Raw genomic sequence first — 11,773 nt, 5'->3', positions numbered from 1 at the left:
CAATATCTCACTGACGCTATCGCCGGCAAGCCGGCTCCTACAGGGTTTGTAGTGCGCCTTTGAATTTCGGGCAAAAAAAATCCCCGTATCTTTCGATACGAGGATTTTTAATATGGTCGGGGTAAGGGGATTCGAACTCCTGACATCCTGCTCCCAAAGCAGGCGCGCTACCGGACTGCGCTATACCCCGGTAAAAAAAAGGCGACCTTTCAGTCGCCTTCTTCGATCAGTGCTTTTGGCCTCTGATCTTAAGATTCGATTCCAGCATTAGCTGGTCTCAAAAATGGTGGGTCGTGTGGGATTCGAACCTACGACCAATTGGTTAAAAGCCAACTGCTCTACCAACTGAGCTAACGACCCAAATATGGTCGGGGTAGGGGGATTCGAACTCCCGACATCCTGCTCCCAAAGCAGGCGCGCTACCGGACTGCGCTATACCCCGATATTGAAATTGGCTCCGTGACCAGGACTCGAACCTGGGACCCAATGATTAACAGTCATTTGCTCTACCGACTGAGCTATCACGGAACTACATATTTCAAAGTGCTACGTTGTTGCTTACTACCTTCTCTTCGACTTGTCCGTATCGCTACGTTCATGTCTCTGAGGCGCGCTATTCTACAATCTTAAAAACCCCTGTCAACCCTTTAAATTGCTTTTAAGACAATGATTTGCGCTTGTTTCTGATTTCTTCTTGGGGAGAAGAAACCCGTGGGCTGACGTTGCTGCGGGGCGCACTTTACAAGCCTTTGCCTTACAGTTCAACGCCCTATCGAAAAAAAAAGGCCCCGCAATGCGGGGCCTTCTCTTATTACCCAACAGACCTGGGATTAGTGGAAGACAATTTCGTCGTTTTCCACCGTCGCCTCGACGCTGGTGCCCGGCATGAAGCTGCCGGACAGGATCAGCTGGGCCAGCGGGTTCTCGATCCAGCGCTGGATCGCACGTTTCAGAGGCCGTGCGCCATACACCGGGTCGTAACCGACCGCAATCAGCTTGTCCAACGCCTCGCTGCTCAACACCAGGTCCAGCTCGCGCTCTGCCAGGCGACCACGCAGGCGACTCAACTGGATCTCAGTGATGCCCGCGATCTGATCCCGCGCCAGAGGCTCGAAGATCACCACTTCGTCGACCCGGTTGATGAACTCCGGACGGAAGTGGCTGGTCAGTGCATCCATCACGGCCGCGCGCTGGCCTTCACGATCACCCACCAACTCCTGGATCTGTGCCGAGCCCAGGTTGGAAGTCATCACGATCACGGTGTTGCGGAAGTCCACGGTACGCCCGTGGCTGTCCGTCAGACGGCCATCTTCCAGCACCTGCAGCAGGATGTTGAACACATCCGGGTGCGCTTTCTCGACCTCATCCAGCAGGATCACCGAGTAAGGCTTGCGCCGCACGGCCTCGGTCAGGTAACCGCCCTCTTCGTAGCCCACATAGCCTGGTGGTGCGCCGATCAAGCGAGCCACCGAGTGTTTCTCCATGAATTCGGACATATCGATCCGCACCATGGCCTCTTCGGTATCAAAGAGGAACTCGGCCAAGGCCTTGCACAGCTCGGTCTTACCCACACCGGTCGGGCCGAGGAACATGAACGAGCCGCTCGGACGGTTCGGGTCGGACAACCCGGCCCGCGAACGCCGTACCGCGTTGGACACCGCGACCACGGCCTCTTCCTGGCCAATCACACGTTGGTGCAACAGGCTTTCCATCTTCAGCAGCTTGTCGCGCTCGCCTTCGAGCATTTTCGACACCGGAATGCCGGTCCACTTCGAGACGACTTCGGCGATTTCTTCCTCGGTCACCTTACTGCGCAGCAACTGGTTCTCAGGCTTGCCGTGCTGGTCGACCATCTGCAGGCTGCGCTCCAGGTCCGGGATCACCCCGTACTGCAACTCGGCCATGCGGTTCAGGTCGCCTTTACGGCGCGCGGCTTCCAGCTCCTGGCGGGACTGTTCGATCTTTTGCTGGATCTGCGCAGAGCCCTGCACTTCGGCTTTTTCCGAGGTCCAGATTTCTTCCAGGTCCGAATACTCGCGTTCCAGACGGACGATTTCTTCCTGAAGTTTTTCCAGGCGTTTCTTCGCCGCGTCGTCTTCTTCTTTCTTCAGGGCCTGGGACTCAACTTTCAGTTGAATCAGGCGCCGATCCAAGCGGTCGAGCACTTCCGGCTTGGAATCGATCTCCATGCGGATGCGGCTGGCCGCTTCGTCGATCAAGTCGATGGCCTTGTCAGGCAACTGACGATCAGTGATATAGCGATGGCTCAATTTCGCCGCCGCAATGATCGCACCGTCAGTGATCGCCACCTTATGGTGGACCTCATAACGCTCTTTCAGGCCACGCAGGATCGCGATGGTGTCTTCTTCGCTCGGTTCTTCCACCAGCACTTTCTGGAAGCGGCGCTCAAGGGCCGCGTCCTTTTCAATGTACTGGCGATATTCGTTGAGCGTCGTGGCACCGACGCAATGCAACTCGCCCCGCGCCAAGGCTGGCTTGAGCATGTTGCCCGCATCCATGGAACCTTCGCCTTTACCGGCGCCGACCATGGTGTGCAGTTCGTCGATAAACAGAATGATCTGACCTTCCTGCTTCGACAGTTCATTAAGCAGGGATTTCAGGCGCTCTTCGAACTCGCCACGGAACTTGGCACCGGCAATCAGCGACCCCATGTCCAGGGACAGCAGGCGCTTGCCTTTGAGGCCGTCCGGCACTTCACCATTGATGATGCGCTGTGCCAGGCCCTCGGCAATCGCGGTTTTACCCACGCCAGGCTCACCGATCAGCACCGGGTTGTTCTTGGTGCGACGTTGCAGGACCTGGATGGTGCGACGAATTTCATCGTCACGGCCGATTACCGGGTCAAGCTTGCCTTCTTCGGCGCGCTTGGTCAGGTCGACGGTGTATTTATCCAGGGCCTGGCGCGACTCCTCATGGTTGGGGTCGTTCACCGCGTCGCCGCCGCGCAGGTTGTTGATGGCGTTTTCCAGGGCTTTCTTGCTCACACCCTGGCCCAGCAACAACTTGCCGAGCTTGCTGTTCTCGTCCATGGCGGCGAGCAGCACCAGTTCGCTGGAGATGAACTGGTCACCCTTCTGCTGGGCCAGACGGTCTGCCTGGTTAAGCAGGCGCGCCAGGTCCTGGGACATATTCACGTCGCCGGTCGGGTTTTGGATTTTCGGCAGCTGGTCGAGCTCTTTGCTCAATTCCTTGCGCAGGCTGTTGACGTCGAAGCCCACCTGCATCAGCAGGGGCTTGATAGAACCACCTTGCTGTTCCAGGAGCGCCTGCATCAAGTGTGCAGGCTCGATGGCTGGGTGGTCGAGGCCCACCGCCAGGGATTGAGAGTCAGATAACGCCAACTGCAATTTGCTGGTTAAACGATCTATACGCATTAGTCACCTTCCTTTTGAGCAGGCCGGAGCTATAAAACATTCCTGAATGAAGAAACCTGCCAGATACCCTTATAGATGGGGTGGATTCTGTAAGTTTCAAGCTTCGGACAGTTGACGCAGATCAGAGGAGTCTAGCGTTCCAGCCAGATAAGGGAGGCAAACCGACCGGTGCGTGGGCTACGGCGGTAAGAAAAGAAGCGCGGGTCGGTCACGGTGCAGAACCCGCCACCATAAACAGCAGTGACGCCACGTGCGGCCAGGCGCAAACGGGCCAGCTTATAGATGTCGGCCATGAACTTGCCGGGATTACGGCTGGGCACGAAGGCTTCAGCGGTGATCGGCGATTGCTGCATGAAGGCTTCACGCACTTCCGGGCCGACTTCAAAGGCTTGCGGGCCAATCGCCGGGCCAAGCCAGACCAGCACTTCGCCGGGTTCGACATCCAGGCTTTCGAATGCTGCTTCCAACACGCCCGCCGCCAGGCCACGCCAACCAGCATGGGCTGCGGCGACGCGAGTGCCAGCACGGTTGCAGAACAGTGCGGGCAGGCAATCGGCAGTCATTGAGGTGCAAGCGATGCCAGGGGTGCTGGTCCAACTGCCATCGGCTTCAGCGGTGCGATTTGGGTTGGCTTCGACCACAGTCACACCATGAACCTGACGCAGCCAGGCCGGCTGAATAGTGAAGGCATCGCTAAGACGACGGCGATTCTCAAGGACGGCCTCCAGGCTGTCCTCGACGTGATCGCCCAGGTTGAGGCTGTCGAACGGCGTCAGGCTGACGCCGCCCGCACGGGTGGTGACGCAGGCTTTCACCTGAGCCGGCGCAGGCCAGTCAGGAATCAGCCAGTCACTCATCCGATAAACGCCTCGCGATCCTGCTTTAGCAGCGACAGCAACCAGACCAGATCGTCCGGCAGCGGCGATTCCCAGCTCATCCGCTTACCGCTCGTCGGATGATCCAGTTCCAGGAAGCGCGCATGCAGTGCCTGGCGCGGGAAGGTTTTCAACGATTCAACCATGGTCTGGCTGGCCGCAGGCGGAATACGGAAGCGACCACCGTAGGCCGGATCTCCGACCAACGGGAAGTTGATGTGCGCCATGTGCACGCGAATCTGGTGGGTACGGCCGGTTTCCAGCTTGACCCGCACGTGGGTGTGGGAACGGAAACGCTCCAGCACACGGTAGTGGCTGACGGCCTGCTTGCCGCCTTCCATCACCGCCATACGCTGGCGCTGCTGGCCGTGGCGACCGATCGGGGCGTTGATCTTGCCCCCCGCCACCACCACGCCGATCACGATGCACTCGTAGATCCGGCTGACGCTGCGGCTTTGCAATTGTGTGACCAACTGCGTCTGCGCCTGAATGGTCTTGGCCACCACCATCAAACCGGTGGTGTCCTTGTCCAGACGGTGCACGATGCCGCAGCGCGGGACATTGATGATGTCCGGCACGTGGTGCAACAAGGCATTGAGCAAGGTGCCATCAGCGTGCCCGGCCGCCGGGTGAACCACCAGGCCTGCGGGTTTGTTGATGACCAGGATGTCGTCGTCTTCATAGACGATATCCAGCTCGATGTCCTGGGCGACCCATTCTCCCTGGGCTTCCTGCTCGGCAGTCAGCTCAAGAATCGCACCGCCATGGACTATGTCTCGCGGGCGGATAACCGCTCCATCCACAGTCAGGCGGCCGTCTTTGATCCAGGCGGAAAGGCGCGAGCGCGAGTGCTCAGCGAATAATTGTGCGGCGACTTGATCGAGGCGTTGGCCGCCCAATTCGGACGGCACCTCTGCGCGAAGTTCAATTTTATCGGACATGCTCAGACTAGGCGTGGCACAGCCTTTGGTTTCGGCTGCGCGCTTGTGGTTAAATACGGCGTCTTTTGCCCCGAGGCTTTCAACGGGGCGCTCATCATAACAGGACGGCCCCGCCCAAGACAGCGGCCGTCATAGGGACGCAAGCCGCCATGCAAGTGAAACACCTGCTGCTGATCGCCATCCTCGCCATGACTGCTGCTTGCTCGTCAACAAAGGAAGTCGTCGACGAAAACCTGAGCGAAGTCGAGTTGTACCAACTGGCTCAGAAAGACTTGGACAATAATAGCTTCACCAGCGCCACAGCGAAGCTGAAGGCACTGGAGTCGCGCTATCCGTTCGGGCGCTACGCCGACCAGGCCCAGCTCGAGCTGATCTACGCCAACTACAAGAACGCCGAGCCGGAAGCTGCCAAGTCCGCCGCCGAGCGTTTCATCCGCCTGCATCCGCAGCACCCGAACGTCGACTACGCCTACTACATGAAGGGCCTGACCTCGTTCGACCAGGACGTCGGCCTGCTGGCGCGCTTCCTGCCGCTGGACATGACCAAGCGTGACCCGGGCGCTGCCCGCGACTCCTACAACGAGTTCGCCCAGCTGACCAGCCGCTACCCCAACAGCCGCTACGCACCAGACGCCAAGCAGCGCATGATCTACCTGCGCAACCTACTGGCCTCCTACGAGATCCACGTGGCGCACTACTACCTGACCCGTCAGGCCTACGTAGCCGCCGCCAACCGTGGTCGTTATGTGGTAGAAAACTTCCAGGAAACCCCTTCCGTGGGTGACGGCCTGGCCGTGATGACCGAGGCTTACCAGCGTCTGCACCTGGACGATCTGGCCAGCACCAGCCTGGAAACCCTGAAGCTCAACTACCCGGATCACCCAAGCCTGAAAGACGGCCAGTTCGTGCCTCAGGTTGCCGAAGCCGACAACCGTTCGTGGCTGAGCAAGTACACCCTGGGCCTGATCGAGTCCCGTCCACCGCTGCCGCCTGGCGAAACCCGCGCCAACCAGGACGTGATCAAGCAGTACCAGGACGCCAAGGATGCTATTCCTTCGGAGCTCAAGCCGCATGACGAGAACGGCGACGTGATCAAAGAAGAAGAGCCTGAGGCCCTGGGCAACAACCAGGACCGTTCGTGGTTCAGCTACATGACCTTCGGTGTGTTTGACTGATAGCACCCGGTGTCATCAAGAAGGAGCCTTTCGAGGCTCCTTTTTTGTGGGTGATATTTATTGCGCTGTGCGCCTGGCACGTCCTTGGCTAAACTGGCGCATTCCTTGTCGAGAAACTGCCCATCATGCTTCGTCTATTGTTCTGGATTGCCGTCATTGCCGCCGCAGTATGGTTCTGGCGCAAATTCAAAAGCCCGGCCGCCAAGCAACATCGCGCAAGCGAGCCTGACGCCGCCCTGATGGTGCGCTGCGCCCATTGTGGCGTGCACCTGCCACAGGATCACGCCTTGAGCTCGCGCCAGGAGTGGTATTGCACCCAGGCGCATCTGGAACAGGGCCCGAAGTCTATCCAGCGTTGATCCGACCTTCTGGCGCATAAGGCGCGGGGTCGATGATCGGCGTACGCGCCAGCAGCAGGTCGGTAAACAACTGGCAGGATGCCGGCGCAAGCACCAGGCCATTGCGGTAATGGCCGCAGTTGAGCCACAAGCCTTTGAAGCCAGGCACTTGGCCAATATAGGGGATGCCTTCCGGTGAACCAGGGCGCAATCCGGCCCAGTGCCCAACCACCTCGGCGTCCGCCAAGGCGGGAATCAACTCCACCGCTGATGCCTTGAGGCTTTGCAGCGCCGTTTCGGTGGGGGTCTTGTCGAAACCTTCATGCTCCAGGGTACTGCCGATCAAGATGTGCCCGTCACGCCGCGGGATCGCATAACGCCCCTTGGCCAGGACCATGCTCGACAGGAAGTCCGAAGCGCATTTGTACAGGATCATCTGGCCCTTGACCGGCTCGACCGGCAGCGACAGGCCCAAAGTACCCAGCAGTTCACCACTCCAGGCGCCGGCCGCCAGTACGACCTGGTCGCCAAAGATCGGCCCATCAGCTGTGTTCACGCCCACTACATTGCCAGCGTCCAGAACAAATCCGGTCACTTCGCACTGCTCATGAAGGGTCACGCCGGGCAACGCCAGCAGTGCCGCCTTGAGGGATTTGACCAGGCGCGGGTTGCGCACATTGGCGACGTTTGCCATATAGACCGCACTGGAGTACCCGCCGCCCAGCACCGGAACGGCATCATGGGCCGCCGAGACGTCCACTTTGCTCAAGGGGCGGTCTTCTCGCGCAGCCCAGGCCAGGGCTTCGGCTTCGTCGTCCAGGTCCAGCCAGTACAGGCCGGTGGTATGCACCTGCGGGTCGACACCGGTCTGGGCAAACAGGCGCTGTGCCAACTGAGGATAAAAGTCTTGGGACCAATGGGCCAGTGCGGTGACGGCCGGGCTGTAGCGCCACGGATACAACGGCGAGACAATACCGCCGCCTGCCCAGGAGGACTCCTGCCCCAACCCCGCGCGCTCCAGCAGCACCACGGCTTGCCCTTGGGTCGCCAGGTTGAACGCCGTCAACAAGCCGATGACCCCGCCACCGACAATCACTACCTGCTGTTGCTCTGCCATCATTTGATCCAGCCGATAAATAGGAACACGCGCACTTGGCGCCCAGTCATCCAGCACTCTCATCATTGCCCCCAGCACAGCTTGCGCGACATTTCAGGTGCCGCACCCGGATTGGTCCGCGCACCGGTGCTGGCCAGGCTGAAGTCGCCGCAAAGGTCGCCAGTCATCACCGAGCCGACGCGAGGCGTAGCCGCGAGCTGGAAATCCCGAGGGTTCAATGCTGCGGTGATTCTATAGCGATCATTGCCCTCGCTGACGCCGCTTGCATCAATAAAAGTGCCGCTCCTCGTATAAAACCGCTCCAGATGCTGAGCCTGGTCGGTCAATAACGCGGCGATTTCAGCGCGATAGACCTTTTTCATATGGCCGGTGTAGCCGGGGTAAGCAATCCCGGCCAGCACCGCAATGATCACCACGGCGATCAGTAACTCGATCAGGGTAAAGCCCTGGCTGTCCATGCCCATTTCAACGCTCCTTATTGAAGTTGCCGCCAGGCCACCCGCCGAAAACGCGAACCGCCCTCCTCTTCTACATGCGCATAGACGCTCTCCAACACCGTGCGCAATTGGCCGCTTAACCCGACAGCCGTCACTCGATACGCGTCGGCCACGGCCTGTGGTGGTACATGCACCAGCCCCACCGCAGGTCCGAGGGATTGAATGCCGTATAGACCTCCACTCAGTGCAACCCAAGTGACTCCCGAAACAGGGTCCACCCCAGCCCCAACCACCGAATAGGCGGCAGCCGGCGGCGCACAGGTGACAATCGACCGGCACGGCGGCAGCATCGCAAATGCCCGCTGCACGACCGATTCCCCACGTCGCAAGCCACTTTCCGCAGTTTGTAGCGACTGATTGCGGTGCCAAAGACTACCGCTGACTTTTTGCTGGCTGACCGCACCTTGCATCGATGACAGACCGATCAGCGACAACAGCAGCAACAACACCAGGCTGACCAGCAGCACCATGCCCGCCTGCCGCAGACGAACAGGTTCTTTAGACGTCATGGCTGCCCTACCCCAGACGGTTTCGCAGCGCCGCCACGACGCTGTAGGTTTGATCCTTCACGCGTCCGGCGGGGTCTTGCAGCGTCATCAGGATGCGCACACTGCGTATCAAGGCAAGGTCCGCCGGGCTCGCGTCGTAACGCGCCACCTCCGTCGACGAAGGTTTGGCAGCCACGCCAAAGCTGATATCGAAAGCCTGCACGTTATCCACCAGCACTGCCTTGGCCGGGGCCGCAGGCGTGCTGACTTTCAATTGGCCGGCTTCGAAGGTGTAGGTGATCTGGCGCAGCGCAAAGCGGATTTGTCCGGGGACAGGCGCGGGAGAACTACCTGCGTATGCCTGGGCGGTGCCCGTGCAATCGGACAATACGGTCCAGTCAGGCTTGCCACTCTCGTTACCAACATCTGCGGTGACTAGCGTCAGCGACTTTGCGCCCGCCCCAGCGCTCCAACTGACAGGCTGATCAAAGAACGGCGGCGCATTGTCGATAAATGCCGTGGACAGGCAGCCAAACATGCCCGCCTGGCGAATATCCTGGATCAGCTTGCCCAGCACGAACCGTGCGTCATCCTGCAGAAACATGGCGGCCTGCTGGCTGGCGTGGGTCACTTGGGAACTGATCAGCACCTGGGTGGCCCCAACCATCAATACCAAGCCCGCGGCCAACGCCAGCAGCAATTCCACCAGGCTGAATCCCCGAACAAGACGCCTCATCGCGCGCCCCTCGATTCATCGCTGATGCGGCTGGTCAGGGTAAATGTTTCCCGGGCACCCGGTTTGTTTGTGCCCCGGCTGTCGTCCCAACTGATGCTGACCGTCACCTCACCCGCACTGACCGACACCGAGCCTTTGGCACTCGCCCCGGCAAAGCCGAGGATATTGGCCTCGAAGTCATGCAGGTCCAGATCGCGCACGCTGGCAGACGCGCCGCTGACCGGGGCACGCTCGGCTCGCCCCCAGGAGTAGTCGACAGCAGAATTGGCGCGGATTCGGTCAAGCATGTCGTAGGCAATGAAACTCGCCTGGCTGGTCATCCTGGAACTGTCCGTGTACTTGAGCGCATTGAGCTGGATCACCGCAGCGCCCAGCAGGCCAATGGCGAGAACCAGCACGGCAACAAGCACCTCGATCAGCGTCATGCCAATTTGGTGCCTAGAAAAATCCTGGGGAAAACCGCTGTTGGGGCAGGCAAGCATTACCGTCGTCATCCGTGTCGAGGTCCGAAAAAAGCAGGAAAAACCTGCTGTGCGGCCCAAGACTAGCGTCGGTTTTTCGCTCGCGCTGCTCCCGGAACAAAGGGAAATACTTTGGACATGAAGGCCATCATTCGACGCAACGCACTGCGGGCTATACCTAAGACGTCAACTGAATCCAAGGACGGACGATACATGCGCCAACAAGGTTTTACCCTGATCGAGCTGCTGCTCGGGCTGATCGTGAGCGGCATCCTGGCCGGCCTGGCAACCCCGAATTTCAAGGGATTGCTGGAATCACAACAGCGACACAGCGCGGCACAATCCTTGACCGCAGGCCTGCACTACGCGCGCACTGAAGCCATCGCCCGTAACCAGCCGGTAGTCATTCATGCGCGGGAAGACGACTGGAGCCAGGGCTGGCGGGTCATTGTGGATATAAGCGGACGCGGCTACCTGGATGACAACAACCCCGTGCTGCAGGAGCATCAGGATAACGGTCGTGTGCCAATAGTTGGCAATGGGCCGGTCAAGAGCCAGGTGCGCTTCAGCGGATTGGGCGAACCGGTGTTTTCAGGAGGAGGTTTTCGCGCTGGCACCGTGCACGTATGCGCCACCGATCAGGCGCAGAGCCTGTATCAGGTCGTACTGGCGCCCAGCGGGCGCATCAGCCTGCGCAGCGAGCGTGCCGAGCAGGCGTTGTGCCGGAGCTACTCCGGCACACAGGTACTCAGAGCAGCGAGCGAACCCGCAGCTCCTTGGGCATGGAGAAGGTGATGTTCTCTTCACGGCCAGCCAGCTCATCGGCACCAGTGGCGCCCCAGGCATGCAACTGCTGGATAACGCCGCGCACCAGCACTTCCGGGGCCGAAGCGCCCGCCGTGATACCGATACGCTCGACGCCATCGAACCAGCTGCGCTGCATGTCTTCGGCGCCATCGATCAGGTACGCCGGGGTTGCCATGCGTTCAGCCAACTCACGCAGGCGGTTGGAGTTGGAGCTGTTAGGGCTGCCGACAACCAGAACCACGTCGCATTCGTCGGCCAGTTGCTTGACCGCGTCCTGCCGGTTTTGAGTGGCGTAGCAGATGTCGTCCTTGCGCGGGCCACCAATGGCCGGGAAGCGACTGCGCAGCGCGTCGATGACGCGGCTGGTGTCGTCCATGGACAAGGTGGTCTGGGTCACGAATGCCAGGCGTTCGGGGTTGTGTACCTGCAGGCTGGCGACGTCTTTTTCGTCTTCCACCAGGTAAATCGCCCCACCATTGCTGGCATCGTACTGGCCCATGGTGCCTTCGACTTCCGGGTGACCGGCATGGCCGATCAGGATGCACTCTCGACCGTCACGGCTGTAGCGTGCCACTTCGATATGCACCTTGGTGACCAGCGGGCAGGTGGCATCGAAGACTTTGAGGCCACGGCCTGCCGCTTCGGTACGCACGGCCTGGGAAACACCGTGGGCGCTGAAGATGACAATGACGTCGTCCGGCACCTGGTCCAATTCTTCGACAAAGATGGCGCCGCGCGCGCGCAGGTCTTCGACCACGAATTTGTTGTGGACGACTTCGTGGCGCACGTAAATCGGCGGCCCGAAGACTTCCAGGGCGCGGTTGACGATTTCGATCGCCCGGTCCACGCCGGCGCAGAAGCCACGGGGGTTGGCGAGTTTGATTTGCATGCTGTGCCTCGTGTCTTGCAGGGCAAGAAATTGGATCAACTCAGCTCTATAAGA

The 11,773-nt window shown here is 59.9% G+C and carries 12 protein-coding genes and 4 tRNA genes; 3 read left to right on the top strand and 13 right to left on the bottom strand.

The window, feature by feature from the left end; translation table 11 throughout:
- Positions 1-113 precede the first annotated feature (113 nt).
- The 7 genes from HX793_RS04900 to rluD all read right to left on the bottom strand — a co-directional run bounded on the left by HX793_RS04900 (position 114) and on the right by rluD (position 5,211).
- A tRNA-Pro gene (locus HX793_RS04900) sits at positions 114-190 on the bottom strand.
- Positions 191-284: 94 nt separating this feature from the next.
- Positions 285-360, bottom strand: a tRNA-Lys gene (locus tag HX793_RS04895).
- 5 nt (positions 361-365) lie between these two features.
- A tRNA-Pro gene (locus HX793_RS04890) sits at positions 366-442 on the bottom strand.
- Between the two features lie 10 nt (positions 443-452).
- Positions 453-528 (bottom strand) — tRNA-Asn (locus HX793_RS04885).
- Positions 529-830: 302 nt separating this feature from the next.
- Positions 831-3,395: an ATP-dependent chaperone ClpB gene (gene clpB / locus HX793_RS04880; protein WP_016976297.1), complete on the bottom strand. Its 2,565-nt coding sequence runs from the start codon at positions 3,393-3,395 to the stop codon at positions 831-833.
- Between the two features lie 131 nt (positions 3,396-3,526).
- Entirely contained in the window at positions 3,527-4,252 is a 726-nt protein-coding gene (pgeF, locus tag HX793_RS04875) for a peptidoglycan editing factor PgeF (protein ID WP_177094993.1), read from the bottom strand.
- A complete protein-coding gene (rluD, locus tag HX793_RS04870; protein WP_016976299.1) occupies positions 4,249-5,211 on the bottom strand; it encodes a 23S rRNA pseudouridine(1911/1915/1917) synthase RluD in 963 nt (320 codons plus the stop codon). The genes pgeF and rluD overlap by 4 nt, the downstream gene beginning before the upstream one ends.
- Before the next feature lie 149 nt (positions 5,212-5,360).
- On the opposite strand from rluD, the gene HX793_RS04865 reads away from it, so the two are divergent.
- Both HX793_RS04865 and HX793_RS04860 read left to right on the top strand, forming a co-directional pair.
- Positions 5,361-6,386, top strand: coding sequence for an outer membrane protein assembly factor BamD (locus HX793_RS04865; RefSeq protein ID WP_038846854.1), 1,026 nt, complete (start codon positions 5,361-5,363; stop codon positions 6,384-6,386).
- 125 nt (positions 6,387-6,511) lie between these two features.
- Positions 6,512-6,745 carry a PP0621 family protein gene (locus tag HX793_RS04860; protein WP_177094994.1) on the top strand — a complete coding sequence of 78 codons (234 nt, stop codon included), beginning with the start codon at positions 6,512-6,514 and terminating at the stop codon, positions 6,743-6,745.
- Here the strand turns inward: HX793_RS04860 and thiO are convergent.
- The 5 genes from thiO to pilV all read right to left on the bottom strand — a co-directional run bounded on the left by thiO (position 6,732) and on the right by pilV (position 10,044).
- Positions 6,732-7,841, bottom strand: a complete 1,110-nt coding sequence (gene thiO, locus HX793_RS04855; protein WP_177094996.1) for a glycine oxidase ThiO — start codon at positions 7,839-7,841, stop codon at positions 6,732-6,734. The genes HX793_RS04860 and thiO overlap by 14 nt on opposite strands.
- A gap of 62 nt (positions 7,842-7,903) precedes the next feature.
- Complete coding sequence (locus HX793_RS04850; protein ID WP_177094998.1) at positions 7,904-8,305, bottom strand: type IV pilin protein; 402 nt, start codon at positions 8,303-8,305, stop codon at positions 7,904-7,906.
- Between the two features lie 11 nt (positions 8,306-8,316).
- The gene (locus HX793_RS04845; protein WP_177058685.1) at positions 8,317-8,847 is read right to left on the bottom strand and encodes a PilX N-terminal domain-containing pilus assembly protein; all 531 of its coding nucleotides are present in this window, start codon (positions 8,845-8,847) and stop codon (positions 8,317-8,319) included.
- Between the two features lie 7 nt (positions 8,848-8,854).
- A complete protein-coding gene (locus HX793_RS04840; RefSeq protein ID WP_177050340.1) occupies positions 8,855-9,562 on the bottom strand; it encodes a PilW family protein in 708 nt (235 codons plus the stop codon).
- On the bottom strand, positions 9,559-10,044 hold the full coding sequence (gene pilV, locus HX793_RS04835; protein ID WP_177095001.1) for a type IV pilus modification protein PilV: 486 nt from the start codon (positions 10,042-10,044) through the stop codon (positions 9,559-9,561). Before pilV ends, HX793_RS04840 begins: the two co-directional genes overlap by 4 nt.
- A 192-nt stretch (positions 10,045-10,236) precedes the next feature.
- Here pilV and HX793_RS04830 point away from each other — a divergent pair, with 192 nt between their 5' ends.
- Positions 10,237-10,818, top strand: coding sequence for a GspH/FimT family pseudopilin (locus HX793_RS04830; RefSeq protein ID WP_177095003.1), 582 nt, complete (start codon positions 10,237-10,239; stop codon positions 10,816-10,818).
- Here HX793_RS04830 and ispH read toward each other — a convergent pair.
- Positions 10,772-11,719, bottom strand: coding sequence for a 4-hydroxy-3-methylbut-2-enyl diphosphate reductase (gene ispH, locus HX793_RS04825; protein WP_016976308.1), 948 nt, complete (start codon positions 11,717-11,719; stop codon positions 10,772-10,774). The genes HX793_RS04830 and ispH overlap by 47 nt on opposite strands.
- Positions 11,720-11,773 lie beyond the last annotated feature (54 nt).

This window comes from Pseudomonas reactans, from assembly GCF_013387025.1.
Lineage (GTDB): Bacteria > Pseudomonadota > Gammaproteobacteria > Pseudomonadales > Pseudomonadaceae > Aquipseudomonas > Aquipseudomonas reactans.
Note: the sequence above shows the minus strand (reverse complement) of the source record. Positions and strands in the feature narration are given on the sequence as shown.